At 66.6% G+C, this 26,541-nt stretch carries 20 protein-coding genes and 2 pseudogenes; 12 read left to right on the top strand and 10 right to left on the bottom strand.

What is annotated here, in order from left to right:
- Positions 1-13: 13 nt before the first annotated feature.
- Both H7A76_RS12645 and H7A76_RS12640 read left to right on the top strand, forming a co-directional pair.
- Entirely contained in the window at positions 14-1,564 is a 1,551-nt protein-coding gene (locus H7A76_RS12645) for an APC family permease (protein ID WP_185698791.1), read from the top strand.
- 11 nt (positions 1,565-1,575) lie between these two features.
- Positions 1,576-2,901 (top strand): aspartate aminotransferase family protein, encoded by a 1,326-nt coding sequence (locus H7A76_RS12640; RefSeq protein WP_185698790.1) that lies wholly within the window; start codon positions 1,576-1,578, stop codon positions 2,899-2,901.
- A gap of 311 nt (positions 2,902-3,212) precedes the next feature.
- Here H7A76_RS12640 and H7A76_RS12635 read toward each other — a convergent pair whose 3' ends face one another.
- The 8 genes from H7A76_RS12635 to norR form a co-directional block, all read right to left on the bottom strand.
- On the bottom strand, positions 3,213-5,126 hold the full coding sequence (locus tag H7A76_RS12635; protein WP_185698789.1) for an acetate--CoA ligase: 1,914 nt from the start codon (positions 5,124-5,126) through the stop codon (positions 3,213-3,215).
- A 186-nt stretch (positions 5,127-5,312) separates the two neighbouring features.
- Positions 5,313-5,453 carry a hypothetical protein gene (locus H7A76_RS12630; RefSeq protein ID WP_185698788.1) on the bottom strand — a complete coding sequence of 47 codons (141 nt, stop codon included), beginning with the start codon at positions 5,451-5,453 and terminating at the stop codon, positions 5,313-5,315.
- A gap of 3 nt (positions 5,454-5,456) precedes the next feature.
- Positions 5,457-5,675, bottom strand: a complete 219-nt coding sequence (locus H7A76_RS32775) for a hypothetical protein (RefSeq protein WP_409519183.1) — start codon at positions 5,673-5,675, stop codon at positions 5,457-5,459.
- Between the two features lie 277 nt (positions 5,676-5,952).
- On the bottom strand, positions 5,953-6,453 hold the full coding sequence (locus H7A76_RS12620) for an SCP2 domain-containing protein (protein WP_185698787.1): 501 nt from the start codon (positions 6,451-6,453) through the stop codon (positions 5,953-5,955).
- Between the two features lie 131 nt (positions 6,454-6,584).
- Entirely contained in the window at positions 6,585-7,475 is an 891-nt protein-coding gene (locus tag H7A76_RS12615) for a U32 family peptidase (RefSeq protein WP_185698786.1), read from the bottom strand.
- 10 nt (positions 7,476-7,485) lie between these two features.
- Complete coding sequence (locus H7A76_RS12610; protein ID WP_185698785.1) at positions 7,486-8,481, bottom strand: peptidase U32 family protein; 996 nt, start codon at positions 8,479-8,481, stop codon at positions 7,486-7,488.
- A 454-nt stretch (positions 8,482-8,935) separates the two neighbouring features.
- Positions 8,936-9,583 (bottom strand): pyridoxamine 5'-phosphate oxidase, encoded by a 648-nt coding sequence (gene pdxH / locus H7A76_RS12605; RefSeq protein WP_185698784.1) that lies wholly within the window; start codon positions 9,581-9,583, stop codon positions 8,936-8,938.
- 81 nt (positions 9,584-9,664) lie between these two features.
- Entirely contained in the window at positions 9,665-11,185 is a 1,521-nt protein-coding gene (norR, locus tag H7A76_RS12600; protein ID WP_185698783.1) for a nitric oxide reductase transcriptional regulator NorR, read from the bottom strand.
- Between the two features lie 178 nt (positions 11,186-11,363).
- On the opposite strand from norR, the pseudogene H7A76_RS12595 reads away from it, so the two are divergent.
- Positions 11,364-11,798 (top strand): annotated as a pseudogene (locus tag H7A76_RS12595) (hemerythrin domain-containing protein); the annotation flags it as partial.
- A 57-nt stretch (positions 11,799-11,855) separates the two neighbouring features.
- On the opposite strand, the gene H7A76_RS12590 reads toward H7A76_RS12595, so the two are convergent.
- Positions 11,856-12,293 (bottom strand): hypothetical protein, encoded by a 438-nt coding sequence (locus H7A76_RS12590; RefSeq protein WP_185698781.1) that lies wholly within the window; start codon positions 12,291-12,293, stop codon positions 11,856-11,858.
- Positions 12,294-12,311: 18 nt separating this feature from the next.
- Positions 12,312-13,502: an NnrS family protein gene (locus H7A76_RS12585; RefSeq protein WP_185698780.1), complete on the bottom strand. Its 1,191-nt coding sequence runs from the start codon at positions 13,500-13,502 to the stop codon at positions 12,312-12,314.
- A gap of 360 nt (positions 13,503-13,862) precedes the next feature.
- Here H7A76_RS12585 and H7A76_RS12580 point away from each other — a divergent pair, with 360 nt between their 5' ends.
- The 9 genes and pseudogenes from H7A76_RS12580 (at position 13,863) to H7A76_RS12540 (ending at position 26,541) form a co-directional block, all read left to right on the top strand.
- Complete coding sequence (locus H7A76_RS12580) at positions 13,863-14,051, top strand: hypothetical protein (RefSeq protein WP_185698779.1); 189 nt, start codon at positions 13,863-13,865, stop codon at positions 14,049-14,051.
- 14 nt (positions 14,052-14,065) lie between these two features.
- Positions 14,066-14,275 (top strand): annotated as a pseudogene (locus H7A76_RS12575) (cyclic nucleotide-binding domain-containing protein); the annotation flags it as partial.
- Between the two features lie 538 nt (positions 14,276-14,813).
- Positions 14,814-16,061 (top strand): multidrug efflux RND transporter periplasmic adaptor subunit MexE, encoded by a 1,248-nt coding sequence (gene mexE, locus H7A76_RS12570; protein ID WP_185698778.1) that lies wholly within the window; start codon positions 14,814-14,816, stop codon positions 16,059-16,061.
- 15 nt (positions 16,062-16,076) lie between these two features.
- Entirely contained in the window at positions 16,077-19,256 is a 3,180-nt protein-coding gene (locus H7A76_RS12565) for an efflux RND transporter permease subunit (protein ID WP_185698777.1), read from the top strand.
- A complete protein-coding gene (locus H7A76_RS12560; RefSeq protein WP_185698776.1) occupies positions 19,253-20,674 on the top strand; it encodes an efflux transporter outer membrane subunit in 1,422 nt (473 codons plus the stop codon). The genes H7A76_RS12565 and H7A76_RS12560 overlap by 4 nt, the downstream gene beginning before the upstream one ends.
- A 350-nt stretch (positions 20,675-21,024) precedes the next feature.
- On the top strand, positions 21,025-21,924 hold the full coding sequence (locus H7A76_RS12555; RefSeq protein WP_185698775.1) for a bestrophin family protein: 900 nt from the start codon (positions 21,025-21,027) through the stop codon (positions 21,922-21,924).
- 71 nt (positions 21,925-21,995) lie between these two features.
- Entirely contained in the window at positions 21,996-23,051 is a 1,056-nt protein-coding gene (locus tag H7A76_RS12550) for a HEAT repeat domain-containing protein (RefSeq protein ID WP_185698774.1), read from the top strand.
- Between the two features lie 320 nt (positions 23,052-23,371).
- Positions 23,372-24,874 carry an ATPase domain-containing protein gene (locus tag H7A76_RS12545; RefSeq protein WP_185698773.1) on the top strand — a complete coding sequence of 501 codons (1,503 nt, stop codon included), beginning with the start codon at positions 23,372-23,374 and terminating at the stop codon, positions 24,872-24,874.
- Positions 24,871-26,541, top strand: a complete 1,671-nt coding sequence (locus H7A76_RS12540) for an ATP-binding protein (RefSeq protein ID WP_185698772.1) — start codon at positions 24,871-24,873, stop codon at positions 26,539-26,541. The genes H7A76_RS12545 and H7A76_RS12540 overlap by 4 nt, the downstream gene beginning before the upstream one ends.

Below are 26,541 nucleotides of genomic sequence, written 5' to 3'. Positions count from 1 at the left end.
ACGGAGTGCCCCCATGAGCGAGATCTATACGGACAAGCTGTCCCAGCAACTCGATGCACCGGCCCGGCCCCAGGAAGTCCAGCGCTTGCGCAAGAACGCCGTGGGCCTGATGGGGGTACTGTTCATGACGGTGGCCACGGCGGCGCCGATCACCGCCATGCTCGGCAACGTGCCGATCGCCATCGGCAGCGGCAACGGCCAGTACGCGCCCGCCGGCTATCTGGTGGCGACGTTGATCCTGGCGCTGTTCGCCATCGGCTATGCGCAGATGGCCAAGTACATCACCGCCACGGGGGCCTTCTACGGTTTCATTGCCCACGGGCTCGGGCGGGTGGTGGGCATGGCCGCCGGCATCGCCGTGACCCTGACCTACATCGTCTTCGAAGCGGCGCTGGTGGGCATCTTCGCCTTCTTCTGCGTCGACCTGCTGGCCAGTGTCAGCGGGCTCCAGGCGCCCTGGGTCCTGTTCGCCCTGGCCATGCTGGCGGCCAACGGCATCCTCAGCTACTTCGACATTTCCCTGACCGCCAAGGTGCTGGGCATCTGCCTGGTGCTGGAGATCCTGATGCTGGCGTTGATGGCCGGCGCCGTGCTCTGGCACGGTGGCGGCCCCCAGGGCCTGGCGCCAGAGTCGATCAATCCGCTCAAGGCCTTCACCCCAGCCCAGGGGGTGATCGGCGCCAATGCCGGTATCGGCCTGTTCTTCGCCTTCTGGTCCTGGGTCGGCTTCGAGTCCTCGGCCATGTACGGCGAGGAATCGCGCAATCCGAAAAAGATCATTCCCCTGGCCACGCTGCTGGCGGTGATCGGCATCGGCGTGTTCTACGTCTTCGTGTCGTGGATGGCCATCGCCGGCTCCGGCCCCAGCGAAGCCATCCGCCTGGCCCAGGACCCGGCCCAGGCCGCCGAGGTGTTCTACGGCCCGACGCGCCTGTACCTGGGCGAGTGGGCGGTGAGCCTGTTCAAGCTGCTGGTGGTAACCGGCTCGTTCGCCTGCGGCATGGCCTTTCACAACTGCGCCTCGCGCTACCTCTATGCCCTGGGCCGGGAGAACCTGTTCGACTGCCTCGGCCGCAGCGTCGGCCGCACCCACCCGCGCCACGGCTCGCCCCACGTGGCCTCCACCGTGCAGAGCCTGATCGCCACGGCCATCGTCCTGGCCTTCCTGGCCGCGGGCAAGGACCCCTACGCCGATCTCTATGCGTTGCTGGCGATCCTCGGCACCATGGGCATCCTGATCGTCCAGGCGCTCTGTGCCTTCGCAGTGGTCTGCTACTTCCACCTGGGCACCCGCCATGTGGCCCAGCGTCATTGGTTCAAGACCTTCCTCGCGCCGCTGCTGGGCGGGCTGGGCATGCTCTACGTGGTCTACCTGCTGTTCGCCAATCTCAGCTTCGCCGCCGGCAGCGCCGCGCAATCGCTGCTGTTCAAGCTGATTCCCTGGATCGTCGCCGCCAGCTTCGCCCTGGGTGCGGCCATCGCCCTGTACTTCCGGCATTTCGACCGGCGCAAGTACCACATCATCGGCAGCATCGTCATGGACGATGAGCGTCAAGAGCCCTGAGGAGCCTCGCCATGTTGAAAGTCAACGCCTTCCAGGCCGAACACGCCGAGGCCCTGGACAGCGCCCAGCGCGCCCTGATCGAGCGCCGGCAACGCTTGCTGGGACCGGCCTACCAGCTGTTCTACGAGCAACCCCTGCACCTGGTCAGCGGCAGCGGCGCCTGGCTGCAGGACCGCGCCGGGCGGCGCTACCTGGACCTGTACAACAACGTCGCCTCGGTCGGCCATTGCCATCCCCGGGTGGTCCAGGCCCTGGCCGGGCAAGCCGCGCAACTCAACACCCATACCCGCTACCTGCACGAAGGCGTGCTGGACTACGCCGAAAAGCTCTTGGCCACCCTGCCCGTAGAACTGGGCCAGGCGATGTTCACCTGCACCGGCAGCGAGGCCAACGACCTGGCCCTGCGCATCGCCCGGGACTACAGCGGCGGCACCGGGGTGATCGTCACCCGCTACGCCTACCACGGCATGACCCTGGCGATTGCCGAGCTGTCGCCCTCGGTGGGCGACTACGTGCCGCTGTCCCGGGACTGCCGGGTGGTGGATGCGCCGCTGCACGACGCCTGGCACCCGGAGCGGGTGGGCCAGGTCTTCGCCGCCCAGGTGCGCGCGGCCATCGCCGATATGCAACGCCATGGCATCCGCCCGGCGGCGTTGCTGGTGGACACCCTGTTCACCAGCGACGGGGTGTTCGCCGACCCGCCGGGCTTCCTCTCCCCGGCGGTGCAAGCCATCCGCGAGGCCGGCGGCCTGTTCATCGCCGACGAAGTACAACCGGGTTTCGCCCGCACCGGCAGCCACATGTGGGGCTTCGAGCGCCACGGCCTGGTACCGGACCTGGTGACCATGGGCAAGCCGATGGGCAACGGCCACCCGCTGGCGGGCTTGGCGGTACGCCCGCATATCGTCCAGCGCTTCGGCCAGCACGCCAGCTACTTCAACACCTTCGGCGGCAACCCGGTGTCGGCCGCGGTGGGCCTGGCGGTGCTGCAGGTGATCGAGGAAGAAGGCCTGCAAGCCAATGCCTTGCACGTGGGCGGCCTGCTCATGCAGGGCCTGCAGAGCCTGGCGGCGGATCATCCGGTGCTGGCCGAGGTGCGTGGCGCCGGCCTGTTCCTGGGCGTCGATATCCGCCAGCCGGACAGCGGTGCGATGGACCCGGCGACCGCCCGGCGCCTGGTCAACCAGCTGCGTGACGAAGGCATGTTGATCGGGGTTGCCGGAGCGGCCAACAGCACCCTGAAGATCCGCCCGCCGCTGTGCTTCAGCCAGGATCAGGCCGGGCAGTTCCTCGACGCCCTGGAGCGAGTCCTGCGGCGCCTGTCAGGGCACCGCTAAAAACTACCTGCATTGCCATCGCTGCGTTAAAAACCGGCGGGGGCGCCAGCCCGGTCAAAACGCGCATTTACCTCTTGTAAACTGCGCTTTTTCGCCGGTTTTTGCCTTGCGCTGGCTGCCTCGCCTACGTTTTTAGAGACGCCCTGCAAGGGCCAGGCCTGCCTTGAAGAACCCGCCAGTCAGTCAACCTGGAGGAGCGAAGCTTGCTCGCGAGGGTGGTTAACGCTAGCGCGTATTGCCTGGATCAACGCAGCGCCCTGAAGCCCATCGCGGGCAAGCCGGATCGCCGCCCGCTCGCTCCTACAATCTCCTTAAGCAACCTGGCCCGGCCCTGCTCCATAGAAGCCCTGCTCGGCGAACAGCTGGCGCAGCTCATCGAGCACCTGGACGTCCTCGATGGTCGCCGGCACCGCCACTTCCGGGCCCCGGGCCAGGCTGCGGATGGTCTTGCGCAGGATCTTCCCCGAACGGGTCTTGGGCAGGCGCTTGAGCACCAGTACCCGACGCAGCGAAGCCAGGGCCCCGACCTGCTCGCGCACCCGCTGCACCAGTGCCTGCTCCAGTTGCCCGGGGTCCACCCGGGCGTCCTGCTTGAGCACCACGAAGCCCACCGGCACCTCGCCCTTGAGGGCATCGTCCAGGGCCACCACGGCGCATTCGGCCACCGCCGGGTGCTCGCCCAGGGCCTGCTCCAGGCTACCGCTGGACAGGCGATGGCCGGCCACGTTGATCACATCGTCGATGCGCCCCATGACGAACACATAACCCTCGGCATCCACATAGCCGCCGTCGCCGCTCAGGTAGTAGCCGGGAAAGGTCCCCAGGTAGCTGTCGACAAACCGCTGGCGGTCCTGCCACAAGGTATTGAGCACCCCGGGCGGCAAAGGCAGGCGCAGCACGATGTTGCCCGGTTCGCCACAGGGCACCGGCTCGCCCTGGTCATCGAGCACCGCCAACTGGTAGCCGGGCACCGGCAGCCCCGCCGAACCGGTCTTGACCGGGTAACCAGCGGTTGCACGCGGCGTGCTGACCACTGGCCAGCCGGTCTCGGTCTGCCACCAGTGATCGATCACCGGGCAGGGCAACGACTCGCGCAGCCAGTCGTAGGTGGCCGGGTCCAGGCGCTCGCCGGCCACGTACACCGCCTTCAGGCAGGACAGATCGTGGTCCTGGCGCAGCCGGCCATGGGGGTCCTCGCGCTTGATGGCGCGAAAGGCGGTGGGCGCGGTGAAGAACACATTCACCCGGTGCTCGGCGATCACCCGCCAGAATGCCCCGGCATCGGGGGTGCGCACCGGCTTGCCCTCGTAGAGCAAGGTGGTGCAACCACGGATCAGGGGCCCATAGACGATGTAGGAATGCCCCACCACCCAGCCGATGTCCGAGGCGGCCCAGAACACCTCCCCCGGCTGGGCGTCGTAGACCGCCTGCATGCTGTAGTTCAGGGCCACCGCATGGCCGCCATTGTCGCGCAGCACGCCCTTGGGCTTGCCCGTGGTGCCCGAGGTATGCAGCACGTACAACGGCTCGCCGGCCAGCAAGGGCACCGGTGGCACTGCCTGGGCGCCGGCCATCAGCATTGCCCAGTCGGCATCCCGGCCTTGGCGCAATTCGGCGCCGGCCTGGGGCCGGGCGACGACCACCACCCGCTCCGGCGGCTGCGCCACCAGTTCCAGGGCCTTGTCCACCAACGGCTTGTAGGGCACCACGCGCTCGTACTCGATGCCGCAACTGGCGGTCAGCAGGACCTTGGGCCGGGCATCGTCGATGCGCACCGCCAGCTCCGCCGCCGAGAAGCCGCCGAACACCACCGAATGCACCGCCCCCAGCCGGGCGCAGGCCAGCATGCCGATCACCGCCTCGGGGATCATCGGCATGTACAGCACCACCCGGTCGCCCTGCTCCACCCCCAACCCACGCAACATGCCGGCGCAGCGTGCCACCTGTTCCAGCAGTTGCGCGTAGCTCAGGCGCCGTTGCTGGCCGGTGACCGGGGAGTCGTAGATCAATGCCAGGCGCTCGCCATGCCCGGCCTCGACGTGCCGGTCCAGGGCCAGTTGGCAGGTATTGAGCTGCCCATCGGCGAACCATTGGTAGGTCTGGGGATCCTGCTGCTGGAAGATCTGCCGGGGAAAGCGCATCCAGTCCAGCAAGCGGGCCTGCTGGTGCCAGAAGTCGACGGGATCGGCCTGGGCATGGGCCAAGGCGGTCAGGTAGGCATTCATTGCGCGATGTCCTGTTCTTGTTGGAGGTTCGATAGGCCGCGCTCGCCGTGCAGGTTCGCCGCCGGCCTGCGCCCATCCTGGGCAGGCCGCCCGGTCCCTGCTTGACCCTGCACCACAGTTTTTTGACTCTGCGCCGCGAGCCTCCTGGCAGCCTAGTCGATCCGCCACGGCCGGCCAGCCTGGCCCTCAGCTGCGCAGTGGGAAATCGGCGAAGAGTTCGCCCAGCTCCTGCCACAATCCAGGCAACCCCTGCCGGGGCGCTGTCGCGGGCAGGTCGGCATCGAGCATGCGCGCCCTACGCCCCCGTTGCACCACTAAACGCTGCATGCCCTAGGCCGGCGGCGCTGCCTCGGCCTTCCCCCGCACGCCGTTGTGGCCCTCGTGCAGCAGGGTGAAAGGGTTGGCAACGAGTGGCGCGCCCCCGCTCATGTTCATGAAGCGCCCCAATTGCACCGCGCCTTGGGGATCGAAGTCATGGCGCAACGCCTGTTGCAGGGCGTCGATCAGCGGCGCATCGTCCAGCGGATGGCGGTGCAGCAAGCCGCGCAAGTCAAGGCAATCTGCCTGGCCCGGTCTCCTGACGGCTCCTTTGCAGGTAGGCCAGACCAGGCATGGGCCGCCGGCGTCCGCCGCCCTACCCTGGGTGGCAGCGCAGGCATGCGATGAGTGCGCTCTTCTATGTTGACCCAACGTGTGCTGCACGAAATCTATTGGCATGCCTGCAGCATTTATCCAAAGGAATGCTGCGGGTTCGTGCTCGCCGATGCGGCTGTGTCAGCATGCCGGGGCGCGGCATCCAGATCCTCGTCCTCGACCGCCTGGCCGACTACCCCGGCTGAGCGCCGGGCCCAGCGGTGCCGGCCAGGCCCTGGCCGGCCCGTTCCAGGTGGCGCCACAACCACCCCGGCAACACCTGCGGGTCAAGGCTGTCGATCAGGTTCTTCAGGGTCAGGCCCAGTTCGGTATCGCCCTCGATCACCAGGCGCCGGCGGAAGAACAAGGTATCCGGGTCTTCCTGGCGACTGGCCAGCAGCAGGAACTCGCGCCAGTTGCCGCGGATGCTGACATCGGCCCGGGCCCGCCGGGCGATGTGCAGGCCATCGCGCTGGCGCGTCAGGTACCAGGTCAGGTCCAGGTCGCTGATGCGCAGGCACAACCAGCGCCCGCGCAACAGGTCGAACTCGCCCTCGGCCAGGGGCTCGGCCAGGCAGCGGTTGAGCGCCTGCTCCAGGGCCAGGCGCTGGAGGCCGAACGGCACCCGGCGCAGCAACGGCAAGATCCGGTCGGCACCCTTGAGGGCACCTCTAAAAACTACCTGCGTTGCCATCGCTGCGTTAAAAACCGGCTCAACATGCTCATTCACTTCAAGTGAACTGCGCTTTTTCGCCGGTTCTTGCCTTGCGCTGGCGGCCTCGCCTACGTTTTTAGCGGCACCCTTGAGCAGCCATTGCGTGGGTTTCAGCACAGTCCCGCCTCCTCGGCCCGCAACATGCCCGCCTGGCCATGCCAGTAACCATTGCAGCCATCCACGCACAGCGGTGGCGCCTCGCCCTGGCAGACCCGGGCGAAGGCCTCCACCACCTGGACCATGCCTTCTGCCCGGGGGCTCAGGCGCAACAGGTCGGCACCACAGGCCACCAGCCCCGGGTAATCGGCCAGCAGGTTGGTGACCTCGGCCGACAGGGTCTGGATGCCATTGAGGGTGAACAGCGCCTGGCCTTCCTGGCTGCTCAGGGCCAGGCCATCGGGGTAGTTGATGCAGCAGAACTGGCAGTCGTCCTTGGGGCGGTTTTCCGCGCGGGCGGTGAAGCAACGTGCCGAGTAGGCCAGCGGCAGGTGGCCGTAGGCGAACACCTCGACCTCGGGCAAGGCCCGGCCCAGCCCGGCAACTTGCTCGAGCACGGCGCGCACCAGCGCCGCGGAGCATTCCACCGGCGGCACCCAACGGATCATCCCGCAGTCCTGCAGCTTGGCCAGGGCGTGGCCGTTGTACAGGTTCAGTGCCGGGCCGGCCACGAACGGCAGTTGGCGCTCGGCCAGGAACTGCACCGCGCCCATGTCGTTGGCCTCCACCAGGAACTGGCCGTTGTCGCACAGGCGGCGCAGGCTCGACAGCTCGGAGGCGGCCTCGATCAGGGCCAGGCCCGACAGCACGATCTGCGCCGCACCGGCCTGCTGCAGCTCGCGCCCCAGGCCCAGCCACTGGTCCAGGTTGAGCACCCGGCGCTTGGAGCACACGGTTTCCCCCAGGTAGATCACATCCAGCGCCAGGCTGGCCATCTGTTCGTAGAATCGCGCCAAGCGCTCCTTGTCCCAGTAGTAGAGGACGGGTCCCAGGCTGAGCTTCATCGGTAGTCCCTCATTGCCATGCACGGTGGTAGGCGCCCAGGGTGGTCTGGCTGCCTTCGGAAAGCCCGGCCAGCACATGCCGCCACTGGTCCTTGACCGCGAAACGCTCGGGCGCCCGGCGATGGGCATCCAGCGCGGCGCGCCAGACCCGGGTGACCTGCTCGACATAGGCCGGGCTGCGCTGGCGCCCTTCGATCTTCACCGCCTGCACGCCGATCGCCGCCAACTCCGGCAGCAGGTCGAGGGTGTCGAGGCTGGTGGGTTCCTCCAGGGCATGGAAGCGCTTGCCGCCGACCATGAACCGGCCCTTGCACAGGGTCGGGTAGCCGGCCGGTTCTTCAGGCCCGTAGCGGTCGATCAGCACCTCGCTCAGGCGGGCGCTCAAGCCCTCGGCGTCCTCGCTCCAGCGCACCGCCTTGGCCGGCGAGCAGACCCCGCACAGGTTCGGCGACTCGCCCGTGATGTAGGACGACAGGTGGCAACGGCCCTCGGCCATGATGCACAGGCTGCCGAAGGCGAACACCTCGATGGGCACCGCGCTGTTGACCGCCACCTGGCGCACCTGGGCCAGGGACAGCACCCGGGGCAACACCGCGCGACGGATGTTGTAGTGCTGGGAGTAGAACGCCAGGGCGCTGGCGTTGGTGGCCGAGCCTTGCACCGACAGGTGCAGGCTCAGGTGCGGATGGCGCTCGGTGGCGTAGCCCAGGACTCCGGGATCGGCGGCGATCAAGGCATCCACGCCATGGTCGGCGGCGCGGTCCACCGCCCGTTGCCAGCGCTCCCAGCCCTGGGGCTGGGGGTAGGTGTTGACCGCCACATAGAGCTGGCGCTGGTGTTGGCGGATATGGGCGACGGCGGCGTCGAACTGCTTGTCGTCCATGTTCAGCCCGGCGAAGCTGCGGGCATTGGTGTCATCGCGAAAACCGACGTAGACCGCGTCGGCGCCTTGGCGTACCGCGGCCTTGAGTGCAGGCAGGTTGCCTGCCGGGCAGACCAGTTGCATGGGCATTCCTCTTCAAAGAACCTGCTGCCCCCACCTTTCGTGCAGACCGCCAGCAGGCCCGGAGCGCTGGAAAAAAAGCGCTGCCAGTCTAGCCAGCGCGCCCGGCAGGACCTTGACGATAATCAAGAGCGCTCACTGCATCCGCTCGGCGAACGAGAGGAACTGCACCGGGTCGTCCTGGCGCAGTTGCCGCTGGCACTCCACCAGCGCCAGGGACAGCAGCGCATGGCCGACGGCCTGCAACAGGTCGGACCAGGGCCTGTCCGGAACTGTCGATCTCGAAGGTGCGGGTATCGCTGATGGTCAGCGCGGCTGAGGTTCATGGATACAAGGGTGCGTTACGCCAAATGGCCATGGCCTGGGCGTCCTGTAGGCGGGGAATCGGCTGTGGGCCCACGCCTGGACCCGAAGCCCCGGCGCCCCCCCCGCCTTGGAAGTACTTCCGGGGGGCGGCTCAGGGCGCCAGGCGCTGGCGCCGCCACTGGCCATCCTGGCGCCGGTAGTCGAGACGGTCGTGCAGGCGGTCGGCCCGGCCCTGCCAGAACTCCAGGCGCTCGGGCTGCAGGCAATAGCCTCCCCAATGCGCGGGCCGGTGCAGGGGTTCCTCGACGAAACGGCGGATGGTCTGGGCCAGCAGTGCCTGCAACTCATCGCGATCGGCCAGCGGCCGGCTCTGGGGTGAGGCCCAGGCGCCGAGGCGGCTGGCCAGGGGCCGGGAGTCGAAATAGGCGTCGGACAGCTCGTCCGCCAGGCGCGCCACCGGACCCTCGATCCGCACCTGGCGCTCCAGGGCCGGCCAGAAGAAGGTCATGGCGGCCTGGGGGTTGGCCGCCAGCTCCAGGCCCTTGGCACTCTGGTAATTGCCGAAGAAGGTGAACCCCTCAGCGCTCACCCCCTTGAGCAGCAATACCCGGCCATGGGGCCGGCCCTGGCTGTCCACCGTCGCCAGGTGCATGCTGTTGGCCTCCACGGGAGCGCTCTCGGTTGCCCGTGCCTGCTCCAGCCACTGGCCGAACAGCAGCAGCGGATCGTCCGGCGCCTGCTCTTCGTGCAGGCCACCTAGGGTGTAGTTACGGCGCATCTGGGCGAGGGACAGCGGCATGGCGGTGATCTCCTGGTAAGTGCCGCGCAGTCTGTAAGCAGCACCACCTGCGCACCTTGACCGTCATCAACGCCGCTGGCGCTACTTGAGCCGCAAGCGCCTGGCCAGCTTGTGCAGGTTGCTCGGGTCCACCGCCAGCAGCCGCGCCGCAGCGGCCCAGTTGTCGCCGCTCAGGCGCAAGGCCTGGACGATGCACTGGCGCTGGCAGGCATCCACCGCATCCCCCAGGGAGGTCAAGGGCAAGCCCGGGGCCGCCGGCTGCTCGGGCACCGGCGGCGACGCCGGGGTGCTGTCCAGGTCCAGGACCGCAGGCTCCAGGGTGATGATCAGGCTGCGGCTGCCGTCGCGGCTGAGCTGCTTGAGCGCGGCCCGGCCGATCACGTGTTCCAGTTCGCGCACATTGCCCGGCCAGCGGTAGCCCAGCAGCGCCCGCTCGGCCGCCGCCGACAGGCGCAGCCCGCGCAAGCCCAGGCGGGTGCGGTTGAGTTCGAGAAAGTGCCCGGCGATCAGCAGCACATCGTGGCCACGCTCGCGCAGCGGCGGGATCGGCACCGGGTACACCGACAAGCGGTGATAGAGGTCGGCGCGGAACAGGCCGTCGCGGATGCTGTCGGGCAAGTGCCGGTTGGTGGCGGCGATGATGCGCACATCGACGTGCAGCGGCTTGTCCGCCCCCAGCCGTTGGATCTCGCCATTCTGCAAGGTGCGCAACAGCTTGGCCTGGACGCTCAGGGGCAGCTCGCCCACCTCGTCGAGGAACAGCGTGCCGCCATTGGCCGCGTCGAAGCGCCCGGCGCGATCGCTGGTGGCACCGGAGAACGCCCCTTTGACATGGCCGAACAGCTCGCTCTCGGCCAGGGATTCGGGCAAGGCCGCGCAGTTGACCTGCACCAGAGGCTTGTGGCTGCGCCGCGACAGGCGATGCAGGCGCCGGGCGAACAGTTCCTTGCCGACCCCGGTCTCGCCCAACAGCAACACCGGCAGCTCGGCGTCGGCCAGCACGTCCAGCTCGTTGAGCAACTGGTGCAACACATCGCTCTGGCCGAGGATCTCGCCCTCCTCCACGGGCCGCCGCATATCCACGGGACCGCTGCGGGACAAGCGCAGGCTGCGGTTCTCCTGCTCCAGGCGGGTGACGCGCACGGCCGCTTCGATCTGCAGGGTGCAGCGCTTGAGCTCGTCCCGGGCGGCATCGTCGAAAGTGCCGGCCTGCAAGGCATCGAGGGTGATCGCGCCCCAGATCCGGCCTTCGATATAGAGGCTCACGCCCATGCAGTCGTGCACGGCCAAGGGTTCGCTGACGGCGGTATCGAGCAGGCCGTCGTAAGGGTCCGGCAGGCGGCTGTCGGGTTCGAACCAGGTCGGCTCGCGCGAGGCCATGATCGCCGCCAGCCGGGGGTGCTGGGCAATCACGAAGCGCCGCCCGAGGGCCTCGTGCACCAGGCCGACGGTGGCCAGCGGCCGCAGGCTGTCCTCCTCCAGGCGCAACAGGCCGACCGCACCGCAACGAAAGTATTCGCGCAGGGTCTGCACCAGTCGTTGCAACCGCACGGCATTGGGCAACTCGACGATCAGGTCGGCGGCCAGGCTTTCTCGCAGCATGGTGATCCTCACCCTCTATGGTCATATCTACCCAGGGAAATCGCGGTGGATTTCACCATAGTCCCGGAAACGGCCATTGATTCCGGGCAATCAAAGCTGGCATGGGCGATGCACTCACCCGGCAGGACCCACACCACCCAGGAATCTCCTGATGAACCCGACACTGTCCCAAAGCGAACTCATCGAACACATCCTGTCGCGCTTTCACGACCGCCACCGTGAGCAACTGCCGGAACTGATCCGCCTGGCCCGCCGGGTGGAACAGGTGCATGCCGGCGACAGCCACTGCCCCGAAGGCCTGGCCGACCATTTGCAGGACATGCAACAGGAACTGGAAAGCCACATGCTCAAGGAGGAACAGGTGCTGTTCCCGCTGCTGCAACGGGGCATGGGCCGCCAGGCCGGCGCGCCGATCCACGTGATGCGCCTGGAGCACGACCAGCACGGCGAGGCCCTGGAGCGGTTAATGCAACTGACGGGGCAGATCACCACTCCAGGGGCCGCCTGCAACACCTGGCGCACCCTGTACAGCGGCCTGCAGGAATTTCGCGACGACTTGCTGGAGCACATCCAACTGGAAAACGACCTGCTGTTCACCCGGGCCCTGCAATAGCCCGCGCCCCTCCCGGTCCGGCCCGCTCCCAGGTGGAAACAGGCCGGCCCGCGTCGGTCAATGCCAATAGAACATGGCCTTGGCCAGGATCACGATCAACACCATATGCCCGAGGATACTGCGGCGGATGCCCAGCGCCCGGGCCTCGCTCAAGCGTCCGCCGAGCAGCCAGAACGCCAGCAGGAGGTAGTGGCCGATGATGCTCAGGGCCAGGATGATCTTCAGCCCCAGCAAGCTGGCGAAGGTACTGCCCAGCGGATGCGCCAGGGCCAGGCGGTGGTGCCAGGCCAGGCCGATGCCGGCGCCATAGAGCAACAGCACCACGCCATGCAGGACCTTGCGCGAGCGCACCGACAGCGCCTGGTCGACCCCGGCCTGGGCCGCGGCCGGTACCTGGCGGCGCACCGCCGGCCAGATGAGCAGCTCGAAGAACAGCGTGCCGATGAACGCGATGGCCGCCAGCAGGTGGATCAGCAACAGATAGGGATAGAACATCCTGGACTCTCCCGGACCTTAACCTGGTTGGCCGTCGACCCGTGGCTGCAGCAGCATCGGTCCGTAGCGCCAGGCATACAGGGCGAAGGCCAGGGCCCAGCACGCGCCCGCCAGCCACAACCCGGCCTGGGGCAGCCAGGGCACCAGCAGTACCCGGCCGACGCCGGCCAGATTGATCAGGATGAAGGCCAGGGTCATCCCCGCCGGTGTCTGCAAGGGCCGCCCGGTATGGCCGAGGCTGACCCGGGCGATCATCGCCAGGATCAATCCGGCCATGGCGCCGATGGTCAGGCAGTGCACCGCCAGGCTCGGGTTCAGCGCCACCCCGCCATGCCACAGGGCCATGCCCAGGCAGGCCAGCGCCAGCCAGGCATAGGCCAGGTGCAACGACCACAGCAGCGGTACCTGCCACAGGCCGCGATCATGCCAGCGCCACAGGCGTACCAGGTGCCCGAGCGCCAGGAAGGCGAACAACAGGCCCAGCCATGGCCTCGGGGCCAGGGCCAGCCCAGCGGCATACAGCAGCGCCACCAGGGCCGAACCGCCCAGCAACAGCCAGTCGAGCCAGGGCCAGGGCGCCACCGCCTCGGCCCGCCCCAGCCCGCGCTGGGTGAAGAACGGAATCACCCGGCCGCCGATCAGGCCCATGATCGCCGCCACCAGCCAGATGCCGGCCAGCACCGCCTGGCGCTGCCAGCCCTCATCGCCACGCACCAGGCCGCACACCGCCAGGCCATCCACCGCCGTCAGCAACAGCAGGACCAGCACCAGCGGATAGTTGCGCTGCTGGCGCACCCGCCACAGGGTCCGCGCCATGACCAGCGCCACCAACAATGGAAAGCCCAGCTCCAGCGGCGCCAGCAGCGGCCAGGGCAGGTCCGCCAACCAGGCTACCCGGGCGGCCAGCCACAACAGCGCCAGGCCCGCCAGCGGCTTGCCGGACAGGCCCGGCTGGCCGGTCCAGGTCTGCACCGCGGTGAGCAGGAAGCCGGCGATGATCGCCAGGCCGAAACCGAATACCAGTTCGTGGCGGTGCCAGGCCAGCCAGCCGCCCGCGGGCTGCCAACTGCCCAGCACGCCCTGCAGCGCCGCCAGCCACAGCGGTATCGCCAGCAGCGCGAGGACGCAGCCGGCGAGGAACATCGGACGGAACGCCAGGCGCAACAACGGCGCTACGGCCAGAGCCTTACGGCGATCAAGTACTTGCATCGAGCCACTCCTTACTTGTTGCCGGTGCTATCCACGACGAAGCGAAGCCCGGCGTCACCTTCTGCCATTCACCGACCGTCGCCGCCGCGCCACGTCAACGAAGCAGTCGATGGGCCGGTCGACGACAGCGGCGAACTGGCTGTCCAGGTTGATAGTGCAAGGGGCGTGCCCTGTGCGCGGGCGCGGCTGGCCGGCGCCCTGCCGCCAATGACGGGGTAAAAACAACCCGTTCATGGTCATTGCAACCCTAGTTACCAGGGTCATTTAAACCCTGCCGCCATTCAGGTCGAGGGTGCGCGGGCGTCCGGGGGCAGGTCCGGGCCTTGCTCGGCAAAGCTATCCCGCGTTCCTGGAGTTCCCATGAAAAACATCATCCAGCTCCTGGCCTGGTTCTGCATCCTCAGCGCCCGGGTGGCGACCGCCAGCGGTATTTCCCTGAGAACCTGTTCACGCTCTAGCGAGCGACGCTCAGGCAAGGCAAAAATAGCTGAGAAAGCGCAATTTATGGCCCTAAATGAGCATTTCGAAGCCACTTTTAACGCCGCATGAGTTAAGCGCAGCAGATCGTGAACAGGTTCCGAGCCTGGTCTGAACTCCTGAACGACGAGCAGCTCGACGAGTTGATGGCCACCAGCCAGCTGCTCAGCGTCGACAAGGGCGAGCCGCTGTTCCACCAGGGCGGACCCGCCGATGCGTTCTATTTCGTCATCGCCGGGACGGTGAAGATCTACCGCCTGACCTCGAACGGCCAGGAGAAGGTCTTCGAGGTGATCGGGCCGACGCACTGAATTGTCATCAACCGCGAAGCCCGATCATCTTCAACGGCCTGGCATTGGACTTACTTGGTCAAGGTCTTGTGGTCTGCTCGTCCAGGTAGTTGAAATGGTCGCGTAGATCGTTCAGGAGCCTGAGTACCAGTGGGGGTGCTTCGAGCGTTTCCAGCACAACGGGAAGTATTTGAATCGACTTGAAACCAGGTGTCAGGCTGACACCCGGCTCCAATACGCGCAGGCATGAATGTGGTTTGAGGTGGCGGTCCGATCCTTGACGAAGGCCTCACGTACCGAGTGGAGCATCGCCAGTGCCTGCTGTGCCGGGTCTTGACGTTGCACCACGCCAATGTTGCGCACAGGACAATAATTATTTGCGCCCGAGGGAATTGATAGGAACCTAACGAAAGGCGCATGCTAGAGGGCTTGCCATGGGCTTATATCATTCCGAATGATAGTTACCTTTGCTTCATTCGATTCGTGAGATACAAACCCGCCGAGCATCATCCGCCCATCTCAAATTACCTTGGCGGATGTACCCATGGACCAGTCAGTCAAACTCTTAAGTTTTCCACTAGCCGCGCTCGCCGTGCTGGTGTTGAGCGCCTGCGGCAAGGCTCCACAGACCGCCTCCGCCCCAGCGGCAGCCAAGGTCAGCGTGGCCAAGGTGCTGGAGCAACCCGTCAACGAATGGGATGAGTTCACCGGGCGCCTGGAGGCTCCGGAAACCGTCGAGATCCGCCCACGGGTCTCGGGCCAGATCGACCAGGTGGCGTTCACCGAAGGCGCCCTGGTGAAAAAAGGCGACCTGCTGTTCCAGATCGACCCCCGGCCGTTCCAGGCCGAAGTGCGTCGCCTGGAAGCCCAGCTGCAACAGGCCCGGGCCACCGCGACCCGCAGCGCCAACGAAGCCCAGCGTGGCCAGCGCCTGCTGACCAGCAACGCGATTTCCGCCGAACTGGCCGACACCCGCACCAGCGCCGCCCAGGAAGCCCGGGCCGGGGTCGACGCGATCCAGGCGCAACTGGACCTGGCCAAGCTCAACCTCAGCTTCACCCGCGTCGTCGCGCCCATCAGCGGCCGGGTCAGCCGTGCGCAGATCACCGCCGGCAACCTGGTGACCGCCGACGTCACCGCGCTGACCAGCGTGGTCTCCACCGACAAGGTCTACGCCTACTTCGACGCCGACGAGCGCGTGTACCTCAAGTACACCCAGCTTGCCCGCCAGGGCCAGCGCGGCCAGAGCACCCCGGTGTACCTGGGCCTGTCCAACGAGGACGGCCACCCGCACCTGGGCCAGATGAACTTCGTCGACAACCAGGTCAACCCCAAGACCGGCACCATCCGTGGCCGCGCGGTGTTCGACAACAGCGATGGCAGCTACACCCCGGGCCTCTACGCCCGGCTCAAGCTGGTGGGCAGCGGCACTTACTCGGCGATGCTGATCAACGACGAAGCCGTGGGCACCGACCTGGGCAAGAAGTTCGTGCTGGTGATGGACGCCGATAACAAGCCGGCCTACCGCGCCGTCGAACTGGGGCCGAAGATCGAAGGCCTGCGCATCGTGCGCAACGGTTTGAGCAAGGACGACACCATCATCGTCAAGGGCCTGCAACGGGCACGCCCGGGGGCACCGGTCACGCCTGAAGTGATCCCCATGGCCAGCAAGGAAACCCTCGCTGCCCTGGCCCAACAACGCCAAGCACTGGAAGCCAGCAACCTGCAGCAGGTCACCCCTGCCAAGCCGGCTGTGGCCGTGAAACTCGCCGCCGCGACTCCGCGCGGTTAAGGGACGACTCTCAAGATGAATTTTTCCCAATTCTTCATATCAAGGCCGATCTTCGCAGCGGTGCTATCGCTGCTGATCCTGATCGCCGGCGCCATCTCGCTGTTCCAGCTCCCCATCAGCGAATACCCGGAAGTGGTGCCGCCGACCGTGGTGGTACGCGCCAACTTCCCGGGGGCCAACCCCAAGGTGATCGGTGAAACCGTAGCCGCGCCGCTGGAGCAGGCCATCACCGGGGTCGAGAACATGCTCTACATGTCCTCGCAATCCACCGCCGACGGCAAGATCACCCTGACCGTGACCTTCGCCCTGGGCACCGACCTGGACAATGCCCAGGTCCAGGTGCAGAACCGCGTGACCCGGACCCTGCCCAAGCTGCCGGAGGAAGTGACGCGCATCGGCATCACCGTGGACAAGGCCTCCCCCGACCTGACCATGGTGGTGCACCTGACCTCGCCGGACAAACGCTACGACATGCTCTACCTGTCCAACTACGCCATCCTCAACATCAAGGACGAGCTGGCGCGCCTGGGTGGCGTGGGCGACGTGCAGCTGTTCGGCATGGGCGACTACTCGCTGCGCGTGTGGCTGGACCCGAACAAGACCGCTTCGCGCAACCTGACCGCCACCGACGTGGTCAGCGCGATTCGTGAACAGAACCGCCAGGTCGCCGCCGGTGCCCTGGGCGCGCCACCTGCGCCCAACGCCACCAGCTTCCAGCTGTCGGTCAACACCCAGGGCCGCCTGGTCACCGAGGAAGAGTTCGAGAACATCATCATTCGTTCCGGCGAAGACGGCGAGATCACCCGCCTGAAGGACATCGCCCGGGTCGAGCTGGGGTCGAGCCAGTACGCCCTGCGCTCGCTGCTGGACAACCAGCCGGCGGTGGCGATCCCGATCTTCCAGCGTCCGGGCTCCAATGCCATCGAGATTTCCAACGAAGTGCGGGCCAAGATGGCCGAGCTCAAGCAGAACTTCCCCGAAGGCATGGACTTCAGCATCGTCTATGACCCGACCATCTTCGTCCGTGGCTCCATCGAGGCAGTGGTGCATACCCTGTTCGAAGCCCTGGTGCTGGTGGTACTGGTAGTGATCCTGTTCCTGCAGACCTGGCGCGCCTCGATCATCCCGCTGGTGGCGGTACCGGTCTCGCTGATCGGCACCTTCGCGGTGATGCACCTGTTCGGCTTCTCGCTCAACGCGCTGTCGTTGTTCGGCCTGGTACTGGCCATCGGCATCGTGGTGGACGACGCCATCGTGGTGGTGGAGAACGTCGAACGTAACATCGGCCTGGGCCTGAACCCGGTGGAAGCCACCCAGCGCGCCATGCGCGAGGTGACCGGCCCGATCATCGCCACCGCCCTGGTGCTGTGCGCGGTGTTCGTGCCCGCGGCCTTCATCAGCGGCCTGACCGGACAGTTCTACAAGCAGTTCGCCCTGACCATCGCCATTTCCACGGTGATCTCGGCCTTCAACTCCCTGACCCTGTCCCCGGCCCTGGCGGCAGTGCTGCTCAAGGAACACCACGCGCCCAAGGACCGTTTCTCGCTGTTCCTCGACAAGCTGCTGGGTGGCTGGCTGTTCAAGCCGTTCAACCGCTTCTTCGAGCGCGCCAGCAACGGCTACGTCGGCACTGTGCGCCGGGTCATCCGTGGCAGCGGCATCGCCCTGTTCCTGTATGCCGGCCTGATGGTCCTGACCTGGTTCGGCTTCGCCCACACGCCCACCGGCTTCGTTCCGGCCCAGGACAAGCAGTACCTGGTGGCCTTCGCCCAGTTGCCGGATGCGGCGAGCCTGGATCGCACCGAGGACGTGATCAAGCGCATGTCCGACATCGCCCTGAAACAGCCGGGCGTGGAAAGCGCCGTGGCCTTCCCCGGCCTGTCGATCAACGGCTTCACCAACAGCCCGAACAACGGCATCGTCTTCGTCACCTTGAAGCCCTTTGAGGAGCGCAAGGACCCGAGCATGTCCGCCGGCGCCATCGCCGGGGCCCTGAACGGCAAGTACGCTGATATCCAGGATGCCTACATGGCGATCTTCCCACCGCCACCGGTACAGGGCCTGGGCACCATCGGCGGGTTCCGCCTGCAGGTCGAGGACCGTGGTGGCCTGGGCTACGAGGACCTGTACAAGGAAGTGCAGAACGTCATCGCCAAGAGCCGCAGCGTGCCGGAACTGGCCGGGCTGTTCACCAGCTACCAGGTCAACGTGCCCCAAGTGGACGCGGCCATCGACCGGGAAAAGGCCAAGACCCACGGCGTGGCGATCTCGGACATCTTCGACACCCTGCAGATCTACCTGGGCTCGCTGTATGCCAACGACTTCAACCGCTTCGGACGCACCTACCAGGTCAACGTCCAGGCCGAGCAGCAGTTCCGCCTGGAAGCCGAGCAGATCGGCCAGCTCAAGGTGCGCAACAACAAGGGCGAGATGATCCCCTTGGCGACCTTCATCAAGGTCAGCGACACCGCAGGTCCCGACCGGGTCATGCACTACAACGGCTTCGTCACCGCCGAGATCAACGGCGCGGCAGCCCCGGGCTACAGCTCCGGCCAGGCCCAGGCGGCGATCGAGAAACTGCTCAAGGAAGAACTGCCCAACGGCATGACCTACGAATGGACCGAGTTGACCTACCAACAGATCCTGGCTGGCAACACTGCGCTGTTCGTGTTCCCGCTGTGCGTACTGCTGGCCTTCCTGGTGCTGGCCGCCCAGTACGAAAGCTGGAGCCTGCCGCTGGCGGTGATCCTGATCGTGCCCATGACCCTGCTGTCGGCCATTGCCGGGGTGATCCTCTCCGGTGGCGACAACAACATCTTCACCCAGATCGGCTTGATCGTACTGGTGGGCCTGGCGTGCAAGAACGCGATCCTGATCGTCGAGTTCGCCAAGGACAAGCAAGAGGAAGGACTGGACCCGCTGGCCGCGGTACTGGAAGCCTGCCGCCTGCGCCTGCGGCCGATCCTGATGACCTCCTTCGCCTTCATCATGGGCGTGGTGCCCCTGGTGATCTCCAGCGGCGCGGGTGCGGAAATGCGTCATGCCATGGGTGTGGCGGTGTTCTCCGGGATGCTCGGGGTGACCTTCTTCGGCCTCCTGCTGACCCCGGTGTTCTATGTCCTGATCCGCAACTACGTGGAGCGCAGCGAGGCCCGCAAGGCCGCCCGCGCCCTGCAACTGGAGATGCAACAATGAGTTCGAAAGTCTTCCTGCCGAGCCTGCTGGTACTGGCCCTGAGTGCCTGTGCCGTAGGCCCGGACTACCAGACCCCGAGCACCGAGGCGGCGCACATCGGCGCCGCCGGCGACAGCGCTGCGGGCCAGAAGAATTTCGATCGCGCGCGCTTCGAAGGCATCTGGTGGCAGCAGTTCGACGATCCGACGCTCAACCAGCTGGTGAGCCAGTCGCTTGAGGGCAACCGTGAGCTGCGGGTGGCCTTCGCCCGCCTGCGGGCCGCCCGGGCGATCCGCGATGACGCCAGCAACGACGCCATGCCGACCATCACCAGCCGCGCCAGCAGCAACCTGGGCAAGGGCCAGGTGCCCGGCCAGACCAGCAAGCGGGTCAATAGCGAGCGCTACGACCTGGGGCTGGACATGGCCTGGGAGCTGGACCTGTTCGGCCGTATCCAGCGCAACCTGGAAGCCACCGAAGCCGACCAGCAAGCCGCCGAGGCCGACCTCTACCAGTTGCAGGTGACCATGATCGCCGAGCTGGTGGATGCCTACGGCCAGCTGCGTGGCGCACAACTGCGGGAAAAGATCGCCCTGGCCAACCTGGACAACCAGAAGGCCTCGCGCAAGATCACCGAAAGCCTGCGCGACGCCGGAGTGGGCGACCAGCTGGACGTGGTCCGCGCCGATGCGCGCCTGGCCGCGGTGGAGGCCAGCGTGCCGCAACTGCAGGCCGAGCAGGTACGCCAGCGCAACCGCATCGCCACCCTGCTGGGCGAGCGTCCGGACAAGCTCAGCGTCGACCTTTCGCCCGCGCAGTTGCCGGCCATCGCCAAGGCCTTGCCGATCGGCGATCCGGGCGAGCTGCTGCAGCGCCGGCCGGACATCCTCAGCGCCGAACGCAAGCTGGCCGCCGCCACCGCGCGAATCGGCGTGGCCAAGGCCGATCTGTTCCCGAGGGTCAGCCTCAGTGGTTTCCTCGGCTTCACCGCCGGACGTGGCTCGCAGATCGGTTCCTCGGCGGCCAATGCCTGGGCCCTGGGCCCGAGCATCACCTGGGCCGCCTTCGACCTGGGCAGCGTGCGGGCGCGCCTGCGCGGCGCCGACGCCAATGCCGACGGCGCCCTGGCCAACTATGAGCAGCAGGTGCTGCTGGCCCTGGAAGAATCGGAGAATGCCTTCAGCGACTACGGCAAGCGCCAGCAGCGCCTGCTCTCGCTGATCCGCCAGAGCGAGTCCAGCCGCGCCGCCGCCGACCTGGCCGAGATCCGCTATCGCGAAGGCACCGTGGACTTCCTGGTGCTGCTGGACGCCCAGCGCGAGCGCCTGGCCGCCGAAGACTCCCAGGCCCAGGCCGAAGTCGAGCTGTACCGCGGCATCGTCGCCATCTACAAGGCCCTGGGCGGTGGCTGGCAACCCGAGACGCTGGCCAGCAACTAAAGAATTGCAACGCGCTCCTTTGGTTGGCCGCAACCAACCAATGTTTGGCCCCGTGGATCATTCGGTCGCGGGGCCTTTTTTTGCCCGGATACCGACCTGCCGCCACGCAAGGCTGCGCCCGGCCGGGGCGGCATACCGATGCCGCAGGGGCAGGCGCTTGCACCCGCTGAAGATCGCCAAGCAAGGTCCTGCGGACCTTCGTGCAGCCTCGCCGATGGCTCGACAGCGGCTACACGGCGAAGAATCGCCGATAGAGGAGATCGATCAACCAGTCGGCCATTACGATTGGACAGCCACCCGGCCCGCTCCTAACCTGCGCTCGCCTCGTAGTCGCCCAGGCCCTTGTCCCCATGATCGTGCGTCCCAAACCGAACCTGATCGCCCTGCTCTTCGCCCTCAAGGGCTCGATCGCCAAGCGCATCGCCCTGCGCTGCGCCCTGGTGACCCTGCTGGCCTCGGTCATAGTGCTGGTGGAAACCTTGCAGCCCAGCTACTTCTCCAGGGTCAGCGCCACGCCGTTTACCCTGCTGGGGCTGTCGTTGTCGATCTTCATGAGCTTTCGCAACAACGCCTGCTATGACCGCTGGTGGGAAGGCCGCAAGCAACTGGGGCAGTTGGCCATCGAGGTGCGCTCGCTGATCCGCGAGAGCCTGGTGCTCGAAGGCCATCGCGAACGTGAAGGCTTGCTGCGTGACCTCTGTGGTTTCGCCCACAGCCTGGTCGCCCGGCTGCGCCACGAGGACGAGGCCAGTGCCCTGGCGCCCTGGGCCCAGGCGCCCGTGGACCGGCAGCACCCGAACCTGACCGACGCCCAGTTGCAGCACATCGGCCGGCGCTGCTCGCACTGGGCACGGCAAGGGCTGATCAGCGAATGGCGCTATACCCAGCTGGAAACTCGCCTGGTCAGCCTGAGCCTGGTTCAAGCCGCCTGCGAAAGGATCCAGAACACCCCGCTGCCCTTCCCCTACACTTTGCTGTTGCACCGCACCATCTACCTGTTCTGCATCCTCCTGCCTTTTGCCATGGCCGAACCCCTGGGCTGGCTGACGCCGCTCTTCACCGCCATCGTCAGCTACACCTTCCTGGGCCTGGACGAGATCGGCGACGACCTCGAAAACCCCTTCGGCTACGACGACAACGACCTGCCCTGCAGTGCCCTGCTGCGCGGCCTGGAGCGCGAAATGCTGGCGGCGTTGGGTGAACCGCAACTGCCACCGCCGCTGGAACCCCGGGAATACGTGCTGACCTGATCCCGGGTTTGACTCGGGCCGGTTCCTGGTCGAAGCTTGCTCCCTCTTCAAGTCGCCAATTTCCCGTGCCCATGACCCGAGTCCGCCGCTACCTGCTGATCAGCCTGCCCATCGTCATCCTCCTGGTCCTGACCTGGTCGTTCTGGCGCAGCGCTCCACCGGCGGTGCCGGATGCCATCAGGCACGGCTACGGCCAGGCGCTGGAGAAGGCGCGCAACGGTCAACCCGGTGCGGCCAGGGTGCTCTACCAGCAACTGGGCCGTCCGGATCTCGACGACCAGCAACGTATCCGCCTGCTGGCGGTGCTGCCCAACTACCCCAGCCCCCAGGCCTTGAAACTGGCCGACGCCGACCTGCAGCACCCTTCGCCCGAAGTGCGCAAGGCGGCCATCAAGAGCGTGCTCGGCCTGGTGCCCAGCGGCAAGCGCAGCCTGCTGCTGGGACCTCTGCTGAGCGATGCGGAGCAAAGCGTGCGCTTCGCCGCGGTGGACGCCCTGCTGGGCCTGTCCCCGGACGACCAGGGCCTGTACTTCGGCCCGCTGCAACAGGTGATCGACGAATACACCCAGGTGCTCAGGACCCGTGGCGATAATGTCGAGGCCCAGTACCAGCTGGCGCGCCTGTACCTGCACAACGCCGACCTGGCCAGGGCCCAGCAGACCCTGGAGCAGGCACTGAAACTGGCGCCGGACAACCTGCAGGCGGTGGTCTTGCAGATCGAGGTGCTGGACAAGCAGGGCCAGAGCGAGGCGGCCCGCCAGTTGCTGGCCAAGCAGCTGCAGGCCCAGCAGGACTCGGCCTACCTGCAGCACGCCCTGGGGCTGTGGCTGCTACAGCACGGCCAGGGTGAGTTCGCCCTGCTGGGCCTGGCCCGGGCAGTGGAACTGGAGCCGAACAATGCCGCCTACCGCTACGACCTGGCCACTACCCTGCACAGCCAGCAGGAACTGGAAGCCGCGCAGAAACAGCTGGAGGAAATCGTCCAGCGCCAACCCTACAACCGCAAGGCGCGGGTGTTGCTGATCAGCTATTGGAAGGAAAGCGGCCAGTTGCAGAATGTCCAGGTGCTGCTGGCCCAGCTGGAACAGCAGAACCCCGACGACCCGGCCCTGCAGCAGGGCCTCTGAGCCTTCGCCGCTGCGCGAGGCGCGACAAGGCCAGCAGGACCTTCAGCGTCCCACCAGGCCACCGCGTATTGCGGCCGCTGCGCGCCCGGGCGCAGCCTTCGGCAGCGGCTACATCCGTTGTTGCCGCTGCCGAGCCCGCGAGGCTGCGACAAAGTCCACAGGACCTTCAGCGCTCGACCAGGCGAATGGTTATGGGCCTGCGCACCCGAGCCCCGGTGGCGATAAAAGGTTGAACCGCGCTGGCGGCAAACGGTCAAGTGAACAAAGCGGCATCGCGGCCCGCGGGCCGCCACCGATCGAACTCATTGCGAGGGGATTGCTTGATCACTTCATCTACGTTGCTCAGCGAAAAGGCCGGCACCGGCATCGAAGGCCTGGACGACATTCTCAACGGCGGCCTGTCGCGCAGCCACGTGTTCCTGCTGGAGGGCGAACCCGGCACCGGCAAGACCACTATCGCCCTGCACTTCCTGCGGGCCGGGGCCCAGGCCGGTGAGCGCTGCCTGTACATCACCCTGTCGGAAACCGAGCGCGAACTGCGCCAGGGCGCCCAGTCCCATGGCTGGGAGCTGGACGACAATATCCACATCTTCGAGCTGACCCCGCCGGAGAGCCTGCTCGATACCGAGCACCAGCAAAGCCTGCTGTATTCCTCTGACCTGGAATTGGGGGAAGCCACAAGGCAGATCTTCGAGGTGGTGGAACGGGTCAAACCGACCCGGGTGGTGATCGACAGCCTCTCGGAAATCCGCCTGCTGGCCCAGAATTCCCTGCGTTATCGCCGCCAGATCCTGGCGATCAAGCACTACTTCGTGCGCTACGACGCCACCGTCCTGCTGCTGGACGACCTGACCAGCGACACCCTGGACAAGACCGTGCACAGCGTGGCCCACGCAGTGATCCGATTGGAAGAACTGACGCCGGGCTACGGCTCCGAACGCCGGCGTATCCGGATAATGAAGTACCGCGGCCAGAAATACCGCGGCGGGTTCCACGACTTCACCATCCTCGGCAATGGCGTGCATGTGTTCCCGCGCCTGGTGGCGGCCGAGCACCGCAGCGGTTACCAACGCGGCACCCTGGCCAGCGGCATCGCTGAACTGGACGCCCTGCTCGGCGGCGGGATCGCCAGCGGTTCCAGCACCCTGATCCTCGGCCCGGCCGGCACCGGCAAGTCGCTGCTGGCCCTGATCTTCGCCATCGCCGCCGTGGCCCGGGGCGAGAAAGCCGCGCTGTTCATCTTCGATGAGGAACTGGGGCTCTTGTTCGAGCGCATGGGCAAGCTGGGTATCGACCTGCAAGCCTTGCACGACAGCGGCGACTTGGTGGTGGAACAGGTGGATGCTGCCGAGCTGACGCCAGGCGAGCTGTCGCACCGGGTGCGGCGCTGCGTCGGCCAGGGCCAGATCAAGACCGTGGTGATCGACAGCATCAATGGCTACCAGGCGGCGATGCCCGAGGAGAATGCCCTGATACTGCACATGCACGAGCTATTGCTGTATCTCAACCGCCAGGGCGCGGCGACCTTCCTGACCGTGGCCCAGCATGGCCTGGTGGGCGACATGCAAGCTCCGGTGGACATCACCTACCTGGCCGATACGGTGATCCTGCTGCGCTACTTCGAATCCTTGGGCAAGGTGCGCCGGGCCATATCGGTCATCAAGAAACGCACTGGCAGTCACGAATCGACCATTCGCGAATACCGCATCAGTGACCGGGGCCTGACCATCGGCGAACCCCTTGACGCCTTCCAGGGCGTATTGCGCGGCGTGCCCCACTACCACGGCGAGGACAAGCCATTGCTCAAGGACGAGGTGCCATGACCCTAGGGCCGGCCTTTTCCGAACGGGCCCTGGTGCTCACGCCCCATGGCCGCGACAGCCAACTGGCACAGAGGATGCTGAGCGAAGCCGGGGTCAGCAGCCTCGTCACCCCGCATCTGGCGGCCCTCTGCGAGGAACTGGAGCAAGGCGCGGGATTGGCGATCATTGCCGCCGAAGCCTTGCTGGGAGTCGACCTCGAGCCGCTGCGGCGTTATCTGGAGCAGCAGCCGGCCTGGTCGGACCTGCCCATCGTGCTGCTGACCCGCCACGGCGGACCGGAACAGAACCCGGCCGCCAGGTTCAGCACGCCCCTGGGCAATGTCAGCTTCCTCGAGCGGCCCTTCCACCCCGCTACCCTGATCAGCCTGGTCAGCACCGCGTTGCGTGGCCGACGCCGACAATACGAGGCTCGTGACCGACTGGTCGACCTGAGCCAGAGCGAACTGCGCCTGCAACGCACCCTGGAAACCCTGGAACAGCAGGTAGAGGAGCGCACCGCGCAGCTGCGGCACAACGAAGAGGCCCTGCGCCAGTCGCAGAAGATGGAGGCCGTGGGCCAGCTCACCGGCGGTATCGCCCATGACTTCAACAACATGCTCACCGGCATCATCGGCAGCCTGGAGCTGCTGCGCCGGCGCCTGGCCCGGGGCCGGACCGAGGATCTGGACAGCCTGATCGAACTCGGGGTGACCTCGGCCAACCGCGCCGCCGGACTGACCCACCGCCTGCTGGCCTTCTCCCGGCGCCAGTCGCTGGATGCCAAGCCCGTGGAGATGAATGCCCTGGTCAGCGCCATGGGCGAGCTGCTACAACGCAGCCTCAGCGAGAACATCCAGCTGGAACTGCGCCTGGGCGAGCAGCTGTGGGTGGCCGAGGCCGACCCCAACCAGCTCGAGAGCGCCCTGCTCAACCTTGCACTCAATGCCCGCGACGCCATGCCCGACGGTGGCCAGTTGCTGGTGGAGACTTTCAATCGCCAGCTGGACCTTAGCTTCACCCAGGCCCACGACAACCTCGAGCCCGGCGACTATGTGGTGCTGCGGGTCAGCGACAACGGTTGCGGCATGCCCGAAGCCATCCTCAACCGGGTATTCGACCCCTTCTTCACCACCAAGCCCATCGGCCAGGGCACGGGCCTTGGGTTATCGATGATCTATGGCTTCAGCAAGCAGTCCCACGGCCACGTGACCCTGGACAGCACCCAGGGCCAGGGCACCCAGGTCTGCCTGTACCTGCCGCGTTTTCGCGGTGACTCGACCAGCGATGAACATCAGGTGCAGGAGCAAGCGACCACCGTGGAAAACGGCGAGACGGTACTGATCGTCGAGGATGACCCGGCGGTGCGGGTGCTGGTCAGTACCGTGCTGGGCGAGTTGGGGTACCACTTCATCGAGGCCGGCGACGCCCAGGGCGCCATGCCGATCCTCGATTCAGCACAGCGCATCGACCTCCTGGTCAGCGACGTGGGCCTGCCGGGCATGAACGGCCGGCAGCTGGCGGAAATCGGTCGGCAACTGCGCCCAGAGCTCAAGGTGCTGTTCATCACCGGCTACGCCGAGCATGCGGCGGTCCGGGGCGGCTTCCTCGACCCTGGCATGCAACTGATCACCAAGCCGTTCACCTTCGACCTGCTGACCACCAAGGTGCGGGAAATGCTCCGCGACTGA

This window comes from Pseudomonas sp. MSSRFD41 (assembly GCF_014230245.1).
Classification (GTDB): Bacteria; Pseudomonadota; Gammaproteobacteria; order Pseudomonadales; family Pseudomonadaceae; genus Aquipseudomonas; species Aquipseudomonas piscis.
The sequence above is the reverse complement of the archived record's forward strand: the minus strand, read 5'-3'. Positions and strand labels throughout refer to the sequence as shown.

Coding starts and splice junctions, on each gene's coding strand:
- H7A76_RS12555 (WP_185698775.1), top strand. CDS start 21,025: ATGATCGTGCGTCCCAAACCGAACCTGATCGCCCTGCTCTTCGCCCTC.
- H7A76_RS12630 (WP_185698788.1), bottom strand. CDS start 5,453: ATGCAGCGTTTAGTGGTGCAACGGGGGCGTAGGGCGCGCATGCTCGAT.
- H7A76_RS12550 (WP_185698774.1), top strand. CDS start 21,996: ATGACCCGAGTCCGCCGCTACCTGCTGATCAGCCTGCCCATCGTCATC.
- H7A76_RS12615 (WP_185698786.1), bottom strand. CDS start 7,475: ATGAAGCTCAGCCTGGGACCCGTCCTCTACTACTGGGACAAGGAGCGC.
- H7A76_RS12565 (WP_185698777.1), top strand. CDS start 16,077: ATGAATTTTTCCCAATTCTTCATATCAAGGCCGATCTTCGCAGCGGTG.
- norR (WP_185698783.1), bottom strand. CDS start 11,185: ATGCTGCGAGAAAGCCTGGCCGCCGACCTGATCGTCGAGTTGCCCAAT.
- H7A76_RS12560 (WP_185698776.1), top strand. CDS start 19,253: ATGAGTTCGAAAGTCTTCCTGCCGAGCCTGCTGGTACTGGCCCTGAGT.
- H7A76_RS12635 (WP_185698789.1), bottom strand. CDS start 5,126: ATGAATGCCTACCTGACCGCCTTGGCCCATGCCCAGGCCGATCCCGTC.
- H7A76_RS12585 (WP_185698780.1), bottom strand. CDS start 13,502: ATGCAAGTACTTGATCGCCGTAAGGCTCTGGCCGTAGCGCCGTTGTTG.
- pdxH (WP_185698784.1), bottom strand. CDS start 9,583: ATGCCGCTGTCCCTCGCCCAGATGCGCCGTAACTACACCCTAGGTGGC.
- H7A76_RS12620 (WP_185698787.1), bottom strand. CDS start 6,453: ATGGCAACGCAGGTAGTTTTTAGAGGTGCCCTCAAGGGTGCCGACCGG.
- H7A76_RS12590 (WP_185698781.1), bottom strand. CDS start 12,293: ATGTTCTATCCCTATCTGTTGCTGATCCACCTGCTGGCGGCCATCGCG.
- H7A76_RS12640 (WP_185698790.1), top strand. CDS start 1,576: ATGTTGAAAGTCAACGCCTTCCAGGCCGAACACGCCGAGGCCCTGGAC.
- H7A76_RS12580 (WP_185698779.1), top strand. CDS start 13,863: ATGAAAAACATCATCCAGCTCCTGGCCTGGTTCTGCATCCTCAGCGCC.
- mexE (WP_185698778.1), top strand. CDS start 14,814: ATGGACCAGTCAGTCAAACTCTTAAGTTTTCCACTAGCCGCGCTCGCC.
- H7A76_RS12645 (WP_185698791.1), top strand. CDS start 14: ATGAGCGAGATCTATACGGACAAGCTGTCCCAGCAACTCGATGCACCG.
- H7A76_RS12540 (WP_185698772.1), top strand. CDS start 24,871: ATGACCCTAGGGCCGGCCTTTTCCGAACGGGCCCTGGTGCTCACGCCC.
- H7A76_RS12610 (WP_185698785.1), bottom strand. CDS start 8,481: ATGCAACTGGTCTGCCCGGCAGGCAACCTGCCTGCACTCAAGGCCGCG.